We start from the raw sequence: 18,885 nt of genomic DNA, 5'->3' as shown, positions 1-18,885 counted from the left end.
TGTTGCGAACCTCCCCGGAGGCACCATCGGAATGCCTTAGACTGTGATGCAGGTCACACGAGGGAGTAGCTCGATGCCCGATCGCTCCGCAGCACGCAGCCGGCAGGCACCGACCGCCGACAGTCCCGACCGGATCCGCAACGTTGCCCTGGTGGGGTGCAGCGGCTCCGGGAAAACCACCCTGACCGAATCCCTCGCCGTCGCAGCGGGCGCCGTCGGGCGCGCCGGGCGCGTGGCAGAGGGCACCACGGTGTCCGACTACGAGGGGATCGAGCAGCGCCACCGCAGGTCGGTGCAGCTGTCCGTCGTCCCCCTCGAATGGAACGACATCAAGATCAACCTGATCGACACGCCGGGACACCCCGACTTCGACGCCGAGGTCCGCGCAGCCCTGCACGCGGCCGACGCGGCGATCTTCGTCGTCTCCGCCACCGATCCCATCAGCGCAGCGACCCGCGCGCTCTGGCGCGAATGCGACGACGAGGCGATCCCCCGCGCGATCGTGGTGAACAAACTCGATGTCGCCCGGCACAGCTTCGACGACATGCTCACCGACTGTCACGTCGCCTTCGGATTGGGACCGGACACCCTGAGGGCCATGTTCTATCCCGTCTACGACGGCGACCGCCCGATCGGGTCGATGGGTCTGCTGACGGGCCGCAGCTACGGCGAACCCGGTCCGTGCCCGGTGTCCACCGAAGCGCGCGAGAGCCTCGTGGAGGCCATCTCCGGCCAGGACGACACGCTCATGGAGCGGTTCATCGCCGGCGAGCAACTCGACACGGCCTCCCTGCAGGAAGGACTCACCCGCGAGATCCTGGCGTGCACCCTGCACCCGGCCGTTCCCGCCGACGAGACGGGGATCGGTGCCGTCGAACTGCTCGAATTGATCACCACCGGATTCCCCGCACCGACGCAGCGCGGTCGTGGTGCACCGCCGTGCGATCCGGACGGTCCGCTCGCCGCGCAGGTCGTGCGCGTGGCCGGCGACTCCTATGTCGGGCGGATCAGCCTGGTGCGCGTGTACTCCGGCACGCTGCGACCCGACACGATCGTCGCGCTGGCCGACGGCGACCGCGACAGCCGCGAACGCATTCCCGCCCTGACGAGCCCGTTCGGCAAGCAACAGCGCCCGGTCGGTGAAGCCGTGGCGGGAGACATCGCCTCCGTCGGGAAGCTCGCGACGGCACAACCCGGTGACGTCCTGTACGACCCCGACCATCCGGTCCCGCTCGACCGGTGGCCCACCCCGACTCCCCTGCTCCCCGTCGCGATCGACGCACACACCCGCACCGACGACGACAAGCTGTCCCAGGCCCTGTCGCGCCTCGCCTCCGAGGATCCCGCGCTGCGCGTCGAGCAGAATCCCGAGACCCATCAGCTCGTGCTGTGGTGCACGGGTGAAGCGCACGCCGAACTGGTCCTCGAACGGTTGCGCACCCGGCACGGTGTCCAGGTCGACACGGTCGAGCATCGGGTGCCGCTCGAGGAGACCTTCGCCGGCCCCGCGAAAGGCCACGGCAGGCTCGTCAAACAATCCGGCGGGCACGGTCAGTACGCGGTCGTCGACGTCGAGGTCGAACCACTGCCGGTGGGCAGCGGGGTGGTGTTCGCCGAGAAGGTGGTGGGCGGTGCGGTTCCGCGCCAGTTCATCCCGTCCGTGGAGAAGGGCGTGTACGCGCAGGCCGAGAAGGGCGTGACGACGGGATATCCGCTCGTCGACGTGCAAGTCACCCTCGTCGACGGCAAGGCCCACTCGGTGGATTCGTCCGACGCGGCCTTCCAGGCCGCCGCCGGGCTGGCCCTGCGGGATGCGGCCTCACACAGCACCGTTCGCGTACTCGAACCGGTCGCCGCCGTGCGGGTGATCGTGCCGGAGGAGCATCTCGGCGCGGTCCTCGGCGATCTGTCGGCCCGACGCGGACGGGTGCTCGGCACCGAATCCCCCGAGCCGGGTATCGCCCTGTTGCGCGCGGAGGTTCCCGAGCTCGAACTCGGCCGCTATCCGGTGGAACTGCGGGCCATCACGCAGGGCACCGCCGATTTCGCCCGCCAGTATCTGCGGCACGAACCGATGCCCGAGAATCTCGCGGCCCGCTACGGCGAGTCGGACTGACCGCTGCACCGCACGAGCAGCGTGTCAGCATGAACGCCATGAGCGTTCTGCTGTGCTTTCACGCACACCCCGACGACGAGGTGTTCCTCACCGGTGGCGTGATGCGCCGAGCCGCCGACGCCGGGCATCGCGTCGTCCTCGTCGTCGCCACCGACGGTGCCCGCGGCGAGTATCCCGACGGTTTGCTCGCGCCCGGCGAATCCCTCGCCGCCCGGCGCGCGAAGGAGCTGGAGGAATCCGCCCGGGCGCTGGGTGCGGCGAGGGTGGTGCCCTTCGGCTACGGCGATTCGGGGATGGCCGGCACCGCCGGCAACCACGACCCGAATGCCTTCGCCAACGCCGATCCGAGCGAGGTGGGAGCCAGACTGGCCGCCGTGATCGAGCAGGAACGCGCCGATGTCGTCACGATCTACGACGAGCACGGCGGCTACGGCCATCCCGATCACGTCCAGGTCCACCGGGCCGGGATCCATGCCGAACGGATCACCGGACACGACGCCGTCTACGAGGCATCGAGCAACCGGGACCACCTTATGCGGCTGCTCTCGGCGCTGCCGGACACCCCCGAGGACGTACGCCCACCGGACCTCGAGACGTTCGGCCTACCGGAATCGGAACTGACCACCGCGGTGGACGTGTCGACGGCGCTGGCCGCCAAACGCGCTGCCATGATCGGCTATGAGTCGCAGATCGGAGACTTCGGGCCGATGCTGAACATGCCCGAGGAACACCTGCGGGCCGCCTTCGGTGTCGAATGGTTCCGGCGCCGCGGTGTTCCGCCCGGGCTGCAGGAGACCGAGCTCCCGCTCTGACCCGAACGATCACGAGGAGAGAAGTGGAACAACGCATCGAGGTCTCGCGCAACATCGCCGCACCACCATCCGCGGTGTGGCGGGTGCTCACCGCGCTGGACGAGGCGCCCACCACCCTGCGTGCGGTGAAGGCCGTGGAACGACTGGACGGCACCGGCTACGAGGTGGGCACACGGTGGCGGGAGACCCGCGTGATGTTCGGGCAGTCGGCGACCGAGGAGATGCAGGTCGCCGAGGCGGCTCCGGAGCGGCGCACCGTCGTCGTCGCCGAATCCCGCGGCGCCCGCTACCGGACCGTCTTCGATCTGATCCCCTCGGCGGGCGGCACGGATCTGTCCGTGGAGTTCTCCGGCGAGAGCGGACCCCTCGGCGCCTTCGCGCAGCTTGCGATGACCCTGTTCGCGCCGCTCGCGAAACGCGCGACCCGCAAGGCCCTCGAACAGGACCTCGCCGACATCGCCGCCGCAGCCGAGCGGGCGGGATGAGCTAGGCGGCGGGAACGGTCTCATCGAGCTTGCCGGTGGTGATCGGTGTGAGCAGAACCGTTGCCCGTTTGACCGTTCCGGCGCTCGGGTACCGCTCCCCTGCACCCTACGAACGAAGGACGGACGTCGATGGACAACGCCCCCAAGCACGGTTCGGGCCGCCCAGAGGACAACGACGACCTCACCGGGCAGAAGATCAAACATCTCGTCGACAAGCTCGAGCAGAAGGTCGAGAAGGAACGCGAGGAGGAGGGTGCGCCCGGCAACGTCACGGACCGGGTGAGGACGGAGAAGGTCGAGCCCGACGATCAGGCTCCCGAATGAGCCGGCCTCAGGCGTAGATCCGCCCGTAGAGATCGCGGATCTCCTCGGCCGTCGGGATCCTCGGGTTGTTGTTCGGGGATCCCGACGCCAGCGCCTGCTCGGCCATGACCGGGAGCCTCTCGTCCCAGGTCTGCTTGTCGATGCCGTACGACTTCGGTGTCGGCACCTCCACGTCGCGGCACAGTTCCTTCAGCGCGACGACCAGGTCTGCGGCGGCGGTCGCATCCGAGGCGTCCGCCGAGGCCGCGCCGAGCGCGCGGGCGCAGTCGGCATAGCGGGACTCGGCGGCATCCACCGAGAACTCGGTGACCGCCGGGAACAGCATCGCGTTCGACAGTCCGTGCGCAACATGGAAGTGCGCCCCGATCGGACGGCTCATGCCGTGCACGAGCGCGACGCTGGAGTTGGAGAACGCGATGCCCGCCTGCGTGGCGGCCAGCATCATCCGCTCGCGCGCCTCGGCGTCCTGCCCGTCCGCGTAGACGCGCCGCAGTACCTGTCCGATGGTGTCGATCGCGACGAGCGCGAGGCTGTCGGAGAACGGGTTCGCCTTCCTGCTGACATAGGCCTCGATGGCATGGGTGAGTGCATCCACGCCGGTGTCCGCCGTCAGGCGCGGGGGCATCGTCATGGTGAGCCGATAGTCGACGATCGCAGCGACCGGCAGGAAGGCCTGGCCCGTGCACAGCATCTTCTCGTCGGACTCGCTGTCGCTGATGATCGTGAACTGGGTTGCCTCCGAGCCGCTTCCCGCCGTGGTCGGCACGGCGATCACCGGTAGCGCCGGGCCGATGTTGTCGCGCGGCACCTTGTAGTCGCGCATGTGACCGCCCTTCCGGGCGAGCAGGCCGAGGGCCTTGGCCGTGTCCATCGGGCTTCCTCCACCGAACCCGATCACACAGTCGGCGTCGTGCTCGGCGACCGCTGCGGCACCCGCGTCGAGCGAGGCGGTGGTGGGGTCGGGAACGGTCTCGGCGAAGACTGCCGGCCGCAGTCCGGCGGCCTCGAGCTGCGCGACCATCCGATCCACCGCACCGGTGCCGACCAGGAATTTGTCGGTCACCACCAGGGGCCGGGCGAGTCCGAGTCCGGCGACTACCTCACCGATCTCCTCGACGGCGCCCCCGCCGACGCGCATGATGCGTGGAAGTGCGATGGAAGCCACGTGCGATCCCTCCTCGAGTATCCGTCGGACGGGTCGTGTCTACCGCATCACAACCGCGAGTGGAGACATCCGGCGGATCTCGGGGAGTCTCAGCTCTGGACGACCCGTAGTACATCCCCGCCTGCCCCGGAGCCCTTCCGCGCGGTGAGCAGCCCGAGGCGCTCGAGGTCGTCCGCGCGGTAACCGGGCCATCCGTGCAGCATGCGACGCCACCGTTCCGGCACCGCGGACGCACCCCACCGGGCGCCGAGCAGTCCGCCCGCGATGGCCGCGACCGTGTCGGTGTCGTTGCCTGCGCGCACGGCCAGTTCGAGCGCCTCCGGCAGGTGTCCGGGGCCGTCGGTGCGGGCGTGCGTGATCGCCCACCACGCCGCCTGCAGGGCGTGGACGACCCAGCCGTTGTTGTCGAACACGCGCGGACTCGGCGCGGTCTCCGCCTCGTCCAGCAGCGCCGTCCACTGCTGTGCGGCGGGCTGGGACAGGCAGGACAGGGCGACCCGCACCCCGTCGAAGGTGCCGTGGAGGACGGCGTGACGGATCGCGAACGACCACAGTCGGCATGCCTCGGATGCCTGCTCGTCCGCGTGGGTGAGGCTGCTGATCGCATGCGCCGTGGACAGGCACCGCTCGGCGTCGTCGAGGTAGGCGAGCCCGACGGGTGCGGTGCGCATGAGCGATCCGTTGCCACCGGTGCGTCCGGGGAGGCTGCGGGCGCGCGCCGTCATGGTGACGGCGGTGGGGCTCGCCTCGCGCAGGACGGCACGCGTCTGGTTGCCGATGTCCTTGGGGTTCGTGGCGTACCAGCGGAGGAACTGCGCCGCGACCGCGTCGAGTCCGGCGCCCTCACCGATGTCGACGCCGGTCGCCGAGACCTCGGCGATCGCGAGGGCCATGGAGGTGTCGTCGGTCCACTCACCGGGCGCGAACGGCCCGAGTCCGCCGCCGATCATGTCGATGGGCGTGGTGTCCGTCGGATACGTGAATTCGTATCCGGCCCCGAGTGCGTCGCCTGCTGCGGTGGCGAGCAGGACTCCGGCTGCCCGGTCGTTCTGTGCTGCGGTTGTTTCCATGAACCCCTCTATTCGATCAAGTCTGCGCTAAAGTTAGCGCATCAATGATTGAATGTCCATCATGGGTACACCGACCGACTCGACCGGCAGGTCGCTCACCGACTACCCGCGCCCCTCGGTGGCCGTGGACGTCGCCGTCCTCACCATCGACGAAGTACTGAAGGTACTGGTCGTCGAACGTCCCGACGGGACCTTCGCCCTGCCGGGCACCTTCCTGCACCCCGGTGAGCGACTCGCCGAGGCCGCCGAACGCGCCCTGCGCGACAAGGCCGGACTCACGGGTGTCGACTTCCACCAGCTGGCCATGCTCGACGATCCCGAGCGCGACGACCGCGGGTGGGTGCTGTCGATGGCCCACGGCGCCGCGGTGCCGGTCGCCGAGATCCCCGCCGAGGCGTATCTCGTGCCGACCACCGAGACCTCCGACCTCGCCTTCGACCATGCCGAGATCGTCGACCTGGCCGTCGCCGACCTGCGACGCAGGTACTCCGCCGAGGTCGACCCCGGCAACTTCCTCGGCGAGCAGTTCACCGTGCTCGACCTGCGGCTGCTGTACGAGACCGTCTATGCCCGCAGCTATCCCAAGGACACCTTCCGCCGGCACCTGCTGCACGGCCTCGAACCCACCGGCGAACTGCACAGGGAGGGCACGGGCCGGCCCGCCGAGATCTACCGCCGGCGCGGCACTCCCCTGCCGTCGTCCACCGCCGCCTTCCTCCTGCAGTGAGAAATCAGGCCGTCGGCCTGCAATGAAGAATCAGGACGCCAGCGCGTGCGCGATCTCCGCGGCGACCGCGACGTTCCCGCGATAGACCGCGAAATTCGTCTCGAGCGAGCGCCCCTCGGTGGCCCGGTGCATGTGTTCGAGCAGGAACGGGGTGATCGCCTTGCCGCGTGTCCCGGCCTCGGCTGCGGCGTGTTCGGCCTCGGCGAGCACGCGATCGTGCAGTTCCGGATCGATCTGAGCCTCGGCCGCCACCGGATTCCCGACGAGCACCGCCGCCCGCAGACCCAGCCCGTCCCGCGCCCGCGCCACCGCCGCGGCCTGCTCCGCCGACTCCACCTCGTCGACATCGCAGCCGCTGTCGCGCACATAGAAGCCGGGAGAACGCGTGGTCCGATAGCCGACCACGACCACCCCGAGCGTCTCGAGCCGTTCGAGTGTGGCAGGGATGTCGAGGACGGATTTGACGCCGCCGCTCACCACGAGGATCGGAAGTGTCGACAGCGCAACGAGATCCGCGCTCTCGTCGAAGGTCGACGAAGCCCCCCGATGCACGCCGCCCAGGCCGCCGGTGGCGAATACGTCGATCCCGGCGCGATGCGCGAGCAGCGCCGTCGCCGACACCGTGGTCCCCCCGTGCAATCCCTTCGCCGCCGCGACCGGCAGGTCGCGGCTACCGAGCTTGACGACCGGGACGTCCTCGGCACCGAGCATGCGGATCTGCTGTTCCGACAAACCGACCGTCGGCGTGCCGTCGACAACCCCGATGGTCGCGGGCAGCACCCCGGAATCGCGCAGACATTTCTCGGCCTCGAGGGCGACCTCGACGTTGCGTGGCCGGGTGAGGCCGTGTGTGAAGATCGTCGATTCGAGCGCCACGACCGGCCGTCCGGCCGCGATCGCTTCGCGCACGTAGTCCGCGACGCGGATCGTTTCGCTCATACGACCGACGATAACGCGGCCTAACCGATCGACGCGGCCGTGCGACGTCCCATCTTCGCGAGGATCCGGGCCGTGCGGTCTGCGTCCTCGGGAACCGGCACCGCCGGAGCACAGACACCGTCCATGTAGAGCGCGTCGCCGAAACTGTCGGCGCCGGCCTCCATCCGGTCGAGTTCGGCGTCCGAGAAGGTCACATCGACCCCCGCGCTGCGTGCGATGTCCCAGCGATGCACGAGCATGTCCCAGAGGTAGAACTGTTCGAAGGTCGCACCCACCGTGGTCGGCCCGAAGTATCCGTCGTATGTCGTCGAGACGAACGAGTCGTCCGCGAGGATCTCGGCGATCCGTGCCGTGTGCGTCCTCCACGCCTCGACAGGACGGTCGGTCTCGGGCCGCTCCCCCATCTCGACGCCGCGTCCGGCGAAGAAGTCCCGCTGCGTGTCGATGACGTGGGCCAGGACGTCGCGCGCCGTCCACCCCTCACACGGCGACTGCGCATCCCAGTCGGTGCCGCGGAGCGACGAGATCACGTCGGTGAGCGGCTTGTCGGCCTCTGCGTGTCGCAGTGCTGTTGTATTCATGACTCGATACTGACGACCGGCGAGCGTGAGGTATTGATGAAACCCGACGGCGGCGACCCCCTCGGCGGTCACGACGACACCGACCGTGTCGGCGGTCGCGACGACACCGACCGCGTCGGCGGTCGCGACGACATCGAACGTGCCCACCTGAAGGATCCGCACGACGCCTCGCACACCATCCACCGTTATCCCGCCGCTTCCGACCTCACGGATCTGATGCAGCGGTACTGGATTCCCGTGTGGTCGGTGCCGGCCGGGCGGGAGGCACCCCAGCGGGTGCTGCGCTATCCGGTCTGCCAACTGGTGGTTGCGCACGATTACGCGCGCTTCTACGGTGTCGAACACGGACTGTCCACGGTCACCCTCACCGGCGAGGGCTGGGCGGTCGGGTCCATGCTCAGCCCGGCGGCCGGGGCACTGATCACGGGCACCTCGCTCGCGGCGTTCACCGACCGGGCCGTCGACCTCACCGATGTCCTCGGCGATGCCGGCGCGCGTCTGATCACGCGGGTTCGGGAGGCGATGGCACACGGCCCGGACTCTCGCGAGTCGCACCGCGCCGCGACGGAGGCGTTCGACGACGTGCTGCGCGCCCATCTGCCGATCGATGAGGAGGGGCGACTGGTCAACCGGGTGGTGGCGTTCGTCGAGGAGAACTCCGACGTCCTGCGGGTCGAGCAGGTGCGCGCGGAGTTCGGTCTCGGCGAGCGCGCGCTGCAACGCCTCGTCCAGCGACGGATCGGGCTGACCCCGAAGTGGCTGATCCAGCGGCGGCGACTGCAGGAGGCCGCCGGTCGCCTGCGCGAGAAACCCGGTTCGTTGTCGGAGGTCGCCGCGGTCCTCGGTTACGCCGACCAGCCGCATTTCGTACGTGATTTCGCGAGGGTCATGGGCATGACGCCGGGCGCGTTCGCGGCTCGCTACGGCGGTGGATGATCGCCCTTGTCCGACAGGTCCGTCGGATTCGGGCGGGTGTACCACATAGTGGAAGGTCCTAAACCTGCGACGCTTCTCGATCAGGTGAATGTAACGAAGCGCACAGTGAAGACGACCTACCTGTCGAAGCACGAGAAGGAACGAAGGGGTTCACCGTGGGACACGACCGCCTACTTTTCATCGGACGTCCGGATGCGGACGAGGTCGCACACTGGAGCACTCTGCGCGAGCTCGCTCCTCAGCGAGGATGGAAGCCCACCCGGACGTTCGAGCCCGGCGAAGTCGCCTGGGCCGTCGCCGCCGGTAGCGCCTTCGAGCAGTCCGGACCGATCGCCGAGGTGATCCATTCGCTGCAGGAAGCTCATATTCCCTGCACCAGCGCACTCGACGCGATCCGCCACGCGTACTCGGCCTCGCGCCTGTCGGTCTAGTTCATAGGTGGGGGCCGCGTCTCGCCGTCGCGGTGCGACTACTCGGGCCCGTCGCGGTGCGACCACTCGGGCCCGTCGCGGTGCGGCCACCCGCTGTGCGTTCTATCCGAAGGGACTGACGTCGAGCCAGGACGCCAGGAACCCGGAGTCGCCGAAGACCTCCACGTCGGCTGCGCCCACAGCGCGCCGACGATAGAGCACCAACAGCAGTTCCGTCAGCGGGCCGCGTACCGCCACGGCACTCTTCTCGTGGGTATGCCGCCACGCGAAGTCCTCGCCGGACAGGTCCACGACCCATTCCGCCGACGTGTCCGTCGCGTGGAAATGCAGCGTCCGGTCGGGTCCGTGCAACGCGCGGTGCCGTTCGACATCGAGTCGTGGCCAGGTGACGACCGCCAGGTCGAGCCATTCGTCCACGCAGTCCACCGCAAGATCGTGGGCCGGCTCGAAGTCCGCTCCCAGTGCGAGTGCAGCGTCGGCGCGATGCACCACGGTCTCGTGGGCGAAGCGTCGGGCGAAGAACTCCGGGGTCTTCTTGCCACCCGGGATCGGTGTCCACACCCGCATGTTCGGACCGACCTCCCGCAACGCGGCCCCGAATTCGCGCGCTCCTTCCCGTAACCACGGAATCAGCTCGTCCGGATCCTCGTCGACGTAGTCCGCCAACTCCCGCATCGCGCGGTCGGTGCGCGGCATCGACCCTTCACCGCGGACCGCCTCGCTCGCCCAGCGGTGGCCGTAGCCGATGTGTCGGGCGAGCTGACCGAGGTTCCATCCCGGGCACGACGGCACCGGTGTGGTCATGTCCTGCCCGGCCAGTGAGTCCACCAGCAGTTCCGTCTGTTCGACGATCTCTCCGCAGTAACGCGCGTAGTCCAGCATGCCTACCCTTCGTACTCGGCCCGATACCCGCCCCGATTCTGCACGGTCGGCCGTAGGCTGGGCGCCATGCCGGCCGACGAGAGCGCACTCGAAGCCCTGTTCCCTCCCACCGGTGTCGCTGTGCTCGCGACGATCAAGCGCGACGGGCGACCCCAGTTGTCGAACGTCACCTACCGGTACGAGCCCGCGACCCGCACGTTCTCCGTCTCCATCACCGACGACCGGGCAAAGACCCGGAACGTGCGCCGCGACCCGCGTGTGAGCCTGTTCGTCGACTCCGACGACAAGTGGTCCTACGCCGTCGCGGAGGGCGAGGCCGAGCTGACGCCGGTGGCCGCGGACCCCCACGACGACACCGTCGAGCAGCTCGTCGAGTTGTATCGAGCGGTGCAGGGCGAGCATCCGGACTGGGACGACTTCCGGGCCGCGATGGTCGCCGATCGCAGGTTGCTGCTGCGTGTACGGGTCTCCCGCTTCTACGGCACCGCCCGCTGATCCGGACTTTTGTTGTCCTCGAACGATTCTGGTGGTTTCGACGTCGCTGAGCTCGGTCGGGAACACCGAAGTTCGGGATCAGGATTGCTTGCGGAACAGAATCGCGGAAGTCGGACGGCGCGGCGTCGCCGCATCCGGACCCGGTCCCGCGCGTACACCGACCCGGATCATCACTTGCGGCACGCCCTCGATGCGGGCCGTTTCCCGCAGGAACGCACGTGAGGATTCGGATTCCGTCAGGTGCGTGACGGAGCAGGTGGCCAGTCCACGGGCGGTGCACGCGAGGAGCACGGCCGATAGGGCTTCACCGCTCCGCAGCCAGTCGAGCCGCGTGTCCGTCGTGGTCGACAGGAGAAGTATCGCGGCTCGGTCCTCCGTCTCTGCCGACTCGCCGGTCGCGTTGCCGGGAGGGAACTCCCGCTCCGTCGCTACCGTGCGCCGTCCCGGTGGGAGTGCGTCCGGAGGTATTCCGTCCGGGTGCATCCCGTGCCCGGCCCACCAGGAAAGTTCCGTCTGGTAGGCCGCATCGGAGCGACGCTGACCGCCGATGCGACGGGACAACTCTTCCAGTGCAGGTCGCTCGTGTTCGGCGATGGCACTCAGGCGGACACCCGCGGGCTCGGCGAACATCTGCAGAGCGCTCTCGGTCCGAGCCCACTCCTGCGGAGCCCCCATCGGTAACCGCTCGGTACGTCGGCGGCCGATCGCCTCTGCCATCCGGAGGTCGGTGTCGGTCACCGCGTCAACTCGGCGGAAGCGCAGCGTCGCGAGACAACGACGATTCGTCGCGTCCGGCATCCGTTCGACCACCGTGGCCCAGTGCCGGGCGGTGAGCGCCACCCGCAGATGGTGCAGCACTGCTCCACAGGACAACACCATCTGACGACCGGACGGATCGGTGGCCGGAAGGATGCGATCACTGTCGCTGAACAGCGCAAGCTCGTCCGCGTCCAGAGTCCACCGCCACGGCTGACTGTTGTGAAGCGACGGCGATCGACTCGCGAGCGCAACTGCCGACTCGAGAGTCCGACGGTCCGGCATCGTCTCCACTGCTGCCTCCGGGTTCCGAAAACGTCACCTTCCAGTGTCACGTACAGCCGTCGGATTTCGACGAGATTCTCGCGGGACGACCGTAAGCTGAACGGGTGTACTCGTACAAGGTGATCGAGATCCGCGAGGGCATGCTCGGCGGGAAGATGTCCGGCGGCAAGCTCGAGAAGATCCTCAACGATCATGCCCGAGATGGGTGGCGCCTGAAGGCGATCACCTCCGCCGACATCAAGGGACGGATCGGTCCCGGTGGCGTCGAGGGAATGCTCGTGACGTTCGAACGCGAAGAATAGAAGTCATGTCGCAGCGGATGCCGGTGCCCACCGGTAGCGGCAGTAGCTCCTGTCGGCCGTTGCCGGCGACCTGAGCCGAAGGACGGACAGGTGTCGTCGCAGCCGGAGGTCCGCTCGGGTTCGACACTGGTACTCGCAGTGCTGGCGTCGGGCCAGTTCCTGATGACGCTCGACAGCTCGGTGATGAACGTGTCGATGGCGACCGTCGCGCAGGACGTCGGCACCACGATCACCGGCATCCAGACCGCGATCACCCTCTACACCCTCGTGATGGCATCCTTGATGATCACCGGCGGGAAGGTCGGCACGATCCTCGGTCGACGTGCGCGTTCGGTGTCGGACTGGTCATCTACGGCATCGGCTCGTTCACCACCGGACTCGCCCCGAACCTCGCGGTCCTACTGGTGGGCTGGTCGTTGCTCGAAGGCATCGGCGCGGCCCTGATCATGCCGGCGATCGTCTCGCTCGTCGCGGCCAACTTCGCTCCCGAGCGACGTTCCGCAGCGTACGGTCTGGTCGCGGCGGCCGGTGCATCGGCCGTGGCCGTGGGTCCGTTGCTGGGCGGGGCCGTCACGACGTTCGCGTCGTGGCGCTACGTCTTCTTCGGCGAGGTCGTCCTGGTGGTGCTGATCCTGCTGGTGCTGCGCCGCATCGAGGACGTTCCCCCTCACCGCGTCCACCTCGACCTCGTGGGATCCGCACTGTCCGTACTCGGTCTGGGATCCGTCGTCTACGGCGTCCTGCGTTCGAGCGAATGGGGCTGGGTGCGGGCCGAGCCGGGCGCACCCGCCGTACTGGGTCTGTCCCCGGTCATCTGGCTTCTCGTCGCGGGCTCGCTGGTGCTCTATGCATTCATGCGATGGCAGAGCGCTCTCGTCAGCAAGGGTCGCGACCCGCTGATCGATCCGGGGCTGTTCGCCAACCGACAGCTCGTCGGTGGTCTGACGATGTTCTTCGCACAGTTCGCGGTGCAGGCCGGAGTCTTCTTCTCCGTCCCTCTCTTCCTGTCGGTCGTACTCGAACTCAGCGCAGTCCAGACAGGTGTGCGGATCCTGCCGTTGTCGATCGCGCTGGTGCTGGCCGCAACGGTGATCCCGAAAGTGCGACCCCACGCCGATCCCCGACGCGTGGTGCGTATGGGTCTGGGTTCGATGATCCTGGGGATCCTGATCCTCGTTGCCGGTATGGACCCGGGTGCCGATGCGGCCGTGGTGTCGATACCGATGTTGTTGATGGGTCTCGGCCTGGGAGCGTTGGCGTCCCAGCTCGGCGCGATCACGGTCTCGTCGGTACCGGATTCCCAGAGCGCCGAAGTCGGCGGTGTGCAGAACACCGCAACGAATCTCGGGGCGTCGCTGGGCACCGCACTGATCGGATCGATCCTGATCGCCACCCTCACCACATCGGTCGTTGCCGGAATCGAGGACAACTCCGACATCCCGCCGTCGGTGCAGCAGCAGGCGACGACCGAGCTGGCCTCCGGTGTGCCGTTCCTGTCCACGACCCAGTTGCGGGCCGGGCTCGACGAGGCGGGTGTCGACCCGTCCACAACGGAAGCACTCGTCGCGGTCAACGCCGACGCTCGACTCGAAGGGCTACGCGCCGCGTTCGCTGTGACAGCGCTCCTCGCGATCGCGGCGCTGTTCGGAACCGGACGGCTGCCGCGACGATCGGTCGGAACACCACCGCCCTAGAGAACTTCGGTGGTTCCACCCGCGCTGAGCGGGGGTGGAACCACCGAAATCGATCGTATGCAGGTCAGGACGCGAGCAGTCGACGGAACGAACTGCGGTGGAACACGATGGGTTCGACATCGGCGTCGGTGAGCAGTTCGTTGATGCGCAGTACGACGATCGCGTGGTCGCCCGCCGGAACCTCCTGCTGCACAGTCACGTCCATGCGCACGCTCGTGCCCGAGACGAACAGCGCGCCGCCTTCGCGGCTCTCGATGTCGATCCCGGCGAAGCGATCGCCGTTCTTCGCGGCGAGCACCCGCGCGGCACCGTCGTGCTCCTCGCTCAGCACGCTGATGCCGAGATGCGGGAGCGACGCCAGACGCGGCCATGTGGTCGAGGTGTTCTGTACGCAGAACGAGACGAGCGGCGGATCGAGCGACACCGGCACGAAAGTGCTCGCCGCCATCCCGATCCGCTCTCCGTCCATCTCCGCGCAGATCGCGACGACGCCCGAGGGGACGTGCGCGAATGCCTGGCGCAGAGACGGTCCGTCGAGAGTGGTCATGAGGCGGCCTCGTTTCGAAGTGCGGCGGACAGCACCGACGACCAGCGTTCGGCGTAGTCCGCAATACGGATCTCGGTTGTGTAGGTCGAATCGTGAAGATACAGGCCGGGGGCTGGGCATAGCGCCCCAGTTCTACCACCGAGTGTGATCACATCCACAACGTGATCGGGCTCTCGTCCGGTGAGGGCCGTGGCGAGGCGGGCTCCGGCGTCGAGGGTGCGGGACGCGAGCTTCGGGTTGCCCGCGACGACAACGATCGTCACTGGAGATCACCTTCCGGATCGGCCCTCGGGGTGGAGAGCGACATTCGCCGCCATCCTTCTCGCCGATCGAGCAGACCGGAACTGTTTCGATCCGTACGAGCGGAAACCTCGACGACCCCTCGGTAGGGTCGGGTGGATGAGTGTCGCGGATTCACAGTCAGCCCCCACGGACGGTCTCGCAGGATGGGCGCTCGAGTTGATGGATCGCCTCGGCGGTGTCGGCGCCGGCATCGCGATCGCTCTCGAGAACTTCTTTCCGCCGCTTCCCAGCGAGGTCATCCTGCCGCTCGCCGGGTTCGCCGCGAGCCTGGGCAGTTTCACCCTGTTCGGTGCGCTGTTCTGGACGACCCTCGGTTCCGTGGTCGGCGCTCTCGGTCTCTATTCGATCGGCCGTTGGGTGGGTGAGGACAGGATTCGCGCGGTCGTGCGGAAGCTTCCACTCGTCGATGTCGAGGACCTCGACCGTTCGACCGCCTGGTTCCAGCGGCACGGACGCAAGGCCGTCTTCTTCGGCCGGATGGTGCCCGTCTTCCGGAGCCTCATCTCCATCCCCGCCGGTGTCACACGGATGCCGATCTGGCAGTTCCTCGCGTTCACCACCGCGGGCAGCCTCATCTGGAACTCGATCTTCGTGCTGGCCGGTTATCAGCTCGGCGAGAACTGGAGCGCCGTGGAACCGTATGCCTCGGCGCTGCAGTACGTCGTGATCGCCGTCGTCGTGGCGGTGATCGGCTACGGGATCGTCCGGCGCATCCGCTCGCGTTCGAAGGACACCGCTTCGCACAACCGCAACTGACGGGTCAACCCCACACGGTGATCGCCGTGCACGCGCCTGCGACGACCAGGACGGTGACGACGTCTCCAAGCCGCAGTCGCAGTGGCGGGCGGGTCGCCGATCGAGGACCCCGGCGGGTCGCCGATCGAGGACCCCGCACCGACAGCGCATCGCCGAGATCGCGGACCTGCCGCATCGACACCGACACCACCGCGCCGACGGAGTCGGCCACCTCCTGCCACCATCCCGCCGGAGTGCGGATGCCGGGCCGGCCGCGGACCTTGCGCGCGGCGAACAGCACCCGCATCTCGGCGCGAACGGTCGGCAGCATCCGCAGCGCCAGCGCGCACACCGTCACCCATTCGTCGACGGGTAGCCGTAACAGTCGCAGCGGGGCGAACAACACGGGCAGGGCGTCGACGAGGTCGGACAGTCGCGTCGTCCACCCGACCAGCGACGCAAGGACCAGCAAACCCACGCCGAGCAGGATCGTCCGGACGTAGGCGGTGAGTCCGCCGCCGGCGGCGTTGAGGACCAGGCCGACGGCGAGGACCGCGAACACCCACCACGGAATCGTCGGGACCACCCCGCGCGGGATCCGTGCGACGAGCACACCCACGACCAGCACGCTGAGCAGGATGCCGAGTCCGGTCCAGCTCGGAGCGAAGCTCGCCGCCACCGACAGCGCCGCTGCCGACAGGACCTTCGTGCCGGCCCACACCCGGTGCAGGGGTGTCTCCCGAGGCACGGGCCGCAGCAGGATGATCGGGCGCCGCTGGCGTGTGCGCGTGCGTGTGCGTGTGCGACTCATGCGATCACCGCTCCCGTCTGCTCCACGATGCGTCCGTCCTCGAGTACCACGGTGCGTGAACACACCTCTTCCATTCCGTGCAGGTCGTGGGAGATGACGACGACGGTGACGTGCTCGACCGCGCGTAGATGGGCGAGGATCGACACGACCTCGCGGCGGCCCTGCAGGTCCAGTCCGGCCAGCGGTTCGTCGAGCACGAGCACCCGCGGGGTGCGGGCGAGTTGGGCGGCGATCGCGACCCGCCGCATCTCGCCTCCGCTGAGCCGGTCGATCGGCCGGTCGATCAGTTCGGGACGCAGACCCACCCGGTGCAGGACGGCGGCGACGTAGCCGCGGTCGGTGTGCGGAAGCCCGGCCACCTCGGAGATCTCCTGGGCCACGGTCGGTCGTTGCAATTGCAGCCGTGCCTGCTGGAAGACCATGCCCACTTCTCCGTGCAGATCGGCCGTCGGGGTGTCGTGCAGCACGGCCGTTCCGCGCGTGGGGCGCATCAGTCCGGCGACGATCCACGCGAGCGTGGACTTGCCCGAACCGTTCTCCCCGACGACCAGTACCCCTTCACCGCGGCAGATCGTCAGCGACACCTCGCGCAGCGCGGTGTGTGCCCAGGGTGTGCCGGCCGCGTAGATGTGCGTGACGTCGCGCAGTTCGAGGATCGGCTGCGGGAAGGACGGGACGGTAGCAGGCACCGGCGCCGGGGGTGGCGGCGCCGCGACCCGCGGGACGATCCGGCCGTCGGCGATGTGCACGATCCGGTCGGCGGCGCGGGCCTCGTCGTCGAGGTGGGTGACGAGCACGACCGCGGTGCCCTCCCGCGCGACGTCGGCAAGCAGGCGGATTAGGTCCGCGCGGCTGTCGGCGTCGACCATCGCGGTGATCTCGTCGGCGATGAGCAGTGCGGGTCGCCGGGCGAGTGCGCCCGCCAGTGCCAGTCGCTGCAGTTGCCCGCCGGACAGATCCTCCGTGGCGCGATCCTCCATTCCGACCAGGCCGACGCGGGCGAGCAGATCGTCGACGTCGACGTCGTCGATCCCCCACCGCAGGTCCTCGGCGACGGTGCGGCCGAGCACCTGGCTCTCGGGATGCTGCAGGATCATCGCGGTGCCACCGGGTCGTCCCGGCCCGACGGGTCCGGGCCGGTCGACCAGGCCGACGGTCGGCTCGAGTCCCGCGAGCAGCCGCACGAGTGTCGACTTGCCCGAGCCGTTGCCGCCGACGATCGCGACGAACTCTCCCGGTTCGATCGTGAGGTCGATGTCCGACAGGGCGTCGCGCTCGGTTCCCGGATACCGGTAACCGACCAGACGCAGTGCGACGGGCAGCGGAGCCGGGTCGGCTGTGGGGTCCTGCTCGGGCCAATCGATCGATCGGGTCGCCCACGTACTGCGCAGGGCGACCACCCGGAAGATCCCGAAGCACAGCAGTGCGGTGCCCACGGTCCCGACCAGCACTGCGCCACCGATCCACACCCACCACAGCCGCACCATGATCTCGAGGGTCCGGTCCCAGGTGTCGACGAACTGCTGGCCGGCCCCCGCTGCCTCGAACGCCCGGAGCGTGCCGCGCATCGAGGCTTCCAGTGCCTCGAGCAGCAGCACCCGGGTCCGGTCGAACAGCAACAGCAGACCGCAGGCGGCGGCCGCGAGCAGCAGCCCGGCCGGGATGGATCCGGCCAGCACCGCGAGCACCGCCGCGTGACCCCACCGCCTGTGCGCGAACCCGACGAGCGTTCCGATCCCGGAGAGGACGACGACCGCGGCGACGGCGAACGGCCCACCGGCCACGAGCGCCACGACACCGGCGGCGACCGTCGCAGCGACGATCGCGCGCAGGCGGCCGGTGGCGCCGAGGAAGGCGACGGGGAGCGCCACGAGCACCTGGGCGACACCGACGGGTATCAGTCCCGCGACGACCGACAGCACAGCCGTCAACGTCCCGAAGACCGCCGCTGCGGCGGCCTCCGGTGGTCGTAGAGGTCCCCGTGTCCTGGTCACCGATCGCACCGGGTCCAGTCTGCCAGCCGCTAGTGCGACCGCACGTTCCCGCGTCGGGGATCTTGCGCACGGCGACCCGCAGTGGCATCCCCGATCCCACCCCGTGCTCGCGCGCCTCGTAGGAGGCGGTGGAGACCACTCCGCGCGCGGTGGGATCGCCGCGACCGCCGACCACCACCGGCCGGCCCGCCAATTCCGGATTGCGCAGAACCTCGACCGCGGCGATGAACTGGTCGAGGTCGACGTGAAGGACCCACTGGTCGATGCCGGGCGTGCCCATGCCGACAACCGTAGGACGCTCGCCACGGGTGCGGGCCCGGATTCCGGGTGAGCGGTGCGGATCGACCGAACAGTCCTTGCCTCGAGCATTCGCTACCGCTCTTGCCGTCCGCTATGGCAATTCGGTAGTTGTCAACCTGTCTGAGACAGGTGGTGGATGTTGATCCCTGTAGACCCGGGCAGTTCCGGCGCACGAGGCGCACGCCGGAACCGCTC

General features: G+C 68.8%; 20 protein-coding genes and 2 pseudogenes. 11 read left to right on the top strand and 11 right to left on the bottom strand.

Annotated features, from left to right (window positions below; all coding sequences use genetic code 11):
- Nucleotides 1–73 precede the first annotated feature (73 nt).
- The 4 genes from ACQR3U_RS12945 to ACQR3U_RS12930 all read left to right on the top strand — a co-directional run bounded on the left by ACQR3U_RS12945 (nucleotide 74) and on the right by ACQR3U_RS12930 (nucleotide 3,737).
- Nucleotides 74–2,116: an elongation factor G-like protein EF-G2 gene (locus ACQR3U_RS12945; protein ID WP_230810653.1), complete on the top strand. Its 2,043-nt coding sequence runs from the start codon at nucleotides 74–76 to the stop codon at nucleotides 2,114–2,116.
- Nucleotides 2,117–2,154: 38 nt separating this feature from the next.
- The gene (locus tag ACQR3U_RS12940; RefSeq protein ID WP_230810654.1) at nucleotides 2,155–2,928 is read left to right on the top strand and encodes a PIG-L deacetylase family protein; all 774 of its coding nucleotides are present in this window, start codon (nucleotides 2,155–2,157) and stop codon (nucleotides 2,926–2,928) included.
- A 23-nt stretch (nucleotides 2,929–2,951) separates the two neighbouring features.
- Nucleotides 2,952–3,413 carry an SRPBCC family protein gene (locus tag ACQR3U_RS12935; RefSeq protein WP_230810655.1) on the top strand — a complete coding sequence of 154 codons (462 nt, stop codon included), beginning with the start codon at nucleotides 2,952–2,954 and terminating at the stop codon, nucleotides 3,411–3,413.
- Nucleotides 3,414–3,542: 129 nt separating this feature from the next.
- A complete protein-coding gene (locus ACQR3U_RS12930; RefSeq protein ID WP_230810656.1) occupies nucleotides 3,543–3,737 on the top strand; it encodes a hypothetical protein in 195 nt (64 codons plus the stop codon).
- A gap of 7 nt (nucleotides 3,738–3,744) precedes the next feature.
- Here ACQR3U_RS12930 and ACQR3U_RS12925 read toward each other — a convergent pair whose 3' ends face one another.
- Nucleotides 3,745–4,875: an iron-containing alcohol dehydrogenase gene (locus ACQR3U_RS12925; RefSeq protein ID WP_230810666.1), complete on the bottom strand. Its 1,131-nt coding sequence runs from the start codon at nucleotides 4,873–4,875 to the stop codon at nucleotides 3,745–3,747.
- Between the two features lie 116 nt (nucleotides 4,876–4,991).
- Nucleotides 4,992–5,972 (bottom strand): ADP-ribosylglycohydrolase family protein, encoded by a 981-nt coding sequence (locus ACQR3U_RS12920; RefSeq protein ID WP_230810657.1) that lies wholly within the window; start codon nucleotides 5,970–5,972, stop codon nucleotides 4,992–4,994.
- A 61-nt stretch (nucleotides 5,973–6,033) separates the two neighbouring features.
- Here ACQR3U_RS12920 and ACQR3U_RS12915 point away from each other — a divergent pair, with 61 nt between their 5' ends.
- The gene (locus tag ACQR3U_RS12915; RefSeq protein ID WP_024103645.1) at nucleotides 6,034–6,699 is read left to right on the top strand and encodes an NUDIX hydrolase; all 666 of its coding nucleotides are present in this window, start codon (nucleotides 6,034–6,036) and stop codon (nucleotides 6,697–6,699) included.
- 30 nt (nucleotides 6,700–6,729) lie between these two features.
- Here ACQR3U_RS12915 and ACQR3U_RS12910 read toward each other — a convergent pair whose 3' ends face one another.
- Both ACQR3U_RS12910 and ACQR3U_RS12905 read right to left on the bottom strand, forming a co-directional pair.
- Nucleotides 6,730–7,638 carry a pseudouridine-5'-phosphate glycosidase gene (locus tag ACQR3U_RS12910; protein WP_230810658.1) on the bottom strand — a complete coding sequence of 303 codons (909 nt, stop codon included), beginning with the start codon at nucleotides 7,636–7,638 and terminating at the stop codon, nucleotides 6,730–6,732.
- 20 nt (nucleotides 7,639–7,658) lie between these two features.
- Nucleotides 7,659–8,219, bottom strand: coding sequence for a TIGR03086 family metal-binding protein (locus ACQR3U_RS12905; RefSeq protein WP_033098055.1), 561 nt, complete (start codon nucleotides 8,217–8,219; stop codon nucleotides 7,659–7,661).
- Between the two features lie 36 nt (nucleotides 8,220–8,255).
- On the opposite strand from ACQR3U_RS12905, the gene ACQR3U_RS12900 reads away from it, so the two are divergent.
- Nucleotides 8,256–9,155, top strand: coding sequence for a helix-turn-helix domain-containing protein (locus ACQR3U_RS12900; protein WP_071934662.1), 900 nt, complete (start codon nucleotides 8,256–8,258; stop codon nucleotides 9,153–9,155).
- 155 nt (nucleotides 9,156–9,310) lie between these two features.
- Entirely contained in the window at nucleotides 9,311–9,586 is a 276-nt protein-coding gene (locus ACQR3U_RS12895; protein ID WP_006552872.1) for a hypothetical protein, read from the top strand.
- 102 nt (nucleotides 9,587–9,688) lie between these two features.
- Here ACQR3U_RS12895 and ACQR3U_RS12890 read toward each other — a convergent pair whose 3' ends face one another.
- Nucleotides 9,689–10,468 (bottom strand): maleylpyruvate isomerase family mycothiol-dependent enzyme, encoded by a 780-nt coding sequence (locus ACQR3U_RS12890; protein ID WP_230810659.1) that lies wholly within the window; start codon nucleotides 10,466–10,468, stop codon nucleotides 9,689–9,691.
- 57 nt (nucleotides 10,469–10,525) lie between these two features.
- Between ACQR3U_RS12890 and ACQR3U_RS12885 the strand changes: the two genes are divergently transcribed.
- A complete protein-coding gene (locus ACQR3U_RS12885) occupies nucleotides 10,526–10,963 on the top strand; it encodes a PPOX class F420-dependent oxidoreductase (RefSeq protein WP_372477601.1) in 438 nt (145 codons plus the stop codon).
- A gap of 78 nt (nucleotides 10,964–11,041) precedes the next feature.
- On the opposite strand, the gene ACQR3U_RS12880 is transcribed toward ACQR3U_RS12885, so the two are convergent.
- Nucleotides 11,042–12,004: an Acg family FMN-binding oxidoreductase gene (locus ACQR3U_RS12880; RefSeq protein ID WP_230810660.1), complete on the bottom strand. Its 963-nt coding sequence runs from the start codon at nucleotides 12,002–12,004 to the stop codon at nucleotides 11,042–11,044.
- Between the two features lie 104 nt (nucleotides 12,005–12,108).
- On the opposite strand from ACQR3U_RS12880, the gene ACQR3U_RS12875 reads away from it, so the two are divergent.
- Nucleotides 12,109–12,306: a DUF4177 domain-containing protein gene (locus ACQR3U_RS12875; protein WP_006552868.1), complete on the top strand. Its 198-nt coding sequence runs from the start codon at nucleotides 12,109–12,111 to the stop codon at nucleotides 12,304–12,306.
- Nucleotides 12,307–12,396: 90 nt separating this feature from the next.
- Nucleotides 12,397–14,000, top strand: a pseudogene (locus ACQR3U_RS12870) (MFS transporter).
- A gap of 64 nt (nucleotides 14,001–14,064) precedes the next feature.
- Here the strand turns inward: ACQR3U_RS12870 and ACQR3U_RS12865 are convergent.
- Both ACQR3U_RS12865 and ACQR3U_RS12860 read right to left on the bottom strand, forming a co-directional pair.
- Complete coding sequence (locus tag ACQR3U_RS12865; RefSeq protein ID WP_006552866.1) at nucleotides 14,065–14,547, bottom strand: flavin reductase family protein; 483 nt, start codon at nucleotides 14,545–14,547, stop codon at nucleotides 14,065–14,067.
- On the bottom strand, nucleotides 14,544–14,810 hold the full coding sequence (locus tag ACQR3U_RS12860; RefSeq protein ID WP_019288904.1) for a hypothetical protein: 267 nt from the start codon (nucleotides 14,808–14,810) through the stop codon (nucleotides 14,544–14,546). Before ACQR3U_RS12860 ends, ACQR3U_RS12865 begins: the two co-directional genes overlap by 4 nt.
- Nucleotides 14,811–14,946: 136 nt before the next feature.
- On the opposite strand from ACQR3U_RS12860, the gene ACQR3U_RS12855 reads away from it, so the two are divergent.
- The gene (locus tag ACQR3U_RS12855; RefSeq protein WP_230810661.1) at nucleotides 14,947–15,606 is read left to right on the top strand and encodes a DedA family protein; all 660 of its coding nucleotides are present in this window, start codon (nucleotides 14,947–14,949) and stop codon (nucleotides 15,604–15,606) included.
- Between the two features lie 4 nt (nucleotides 15,607–15,610).
- Here the strand turns inward: ACQR3U_RS12855 and ACQR3U_RS12850 are convergent, their stop codons facing one another.
- From ACQR3U_RS12850 to ACQR3U_RS12840, 3 genes and pseudogenes are all read right to left on the bottom strand, one after another.
- Nucleotides 15,611–16,396: an energy-coupling factor transporter transmembrane component T family protein gene (locus ACQR3U_RS12850; RefSeq protein ID WP_230810662.1), complete on the bottom strand. Its 786-nt coding sequence runs from the start codon at nucleotides 16,394–16,396 to the stop codon at nucleotides 15,611–15,613.
- Nucleotides 16,393–18,390, bottom strand: coding sequence for an ABC transporter ATP-binding protein (locus ACQR3U_RS12845; protein WP_230810663.1), 1,998 nt, complete (start codon nucleotides 18,388–18,390; stop codon nucleotides 16,393–16,395). Before ACQR3U_RS12845 ends, ACQR3U_RS12850 begins: the two co-directional genes overlap by 4 nt.
- A 49-nt stretch (nucleotides 18,391–18,439) precedes the next feature.
- Nucleotides 18,440–18,670: pseudogene (locus tag ACQR3U_RS12840) on the bottom strand (DNA polymerase IV); the annotation flags it as partial.
- Between the last annotated feature and the right edge of the window lie 215 nt (nucleotides 18,671–18,885).

The sequence above is a fragment of the Rhodococcus sp. IEGM1339 genome, assembly GCF_050321925.1.
Taxonomy (GTDB): Bacteria; Actinomycetota; Actinomycetes; order Mycobacteriales; family Mycobacteriaceae; genus Rhodococcus; species Rhodococcus pyridinivorans.
The sequence above is the reverse complement of the archived record's forward strand: the minus strand, read 5'-3'. Positions and strand labels throughout refer to the sequence as shown.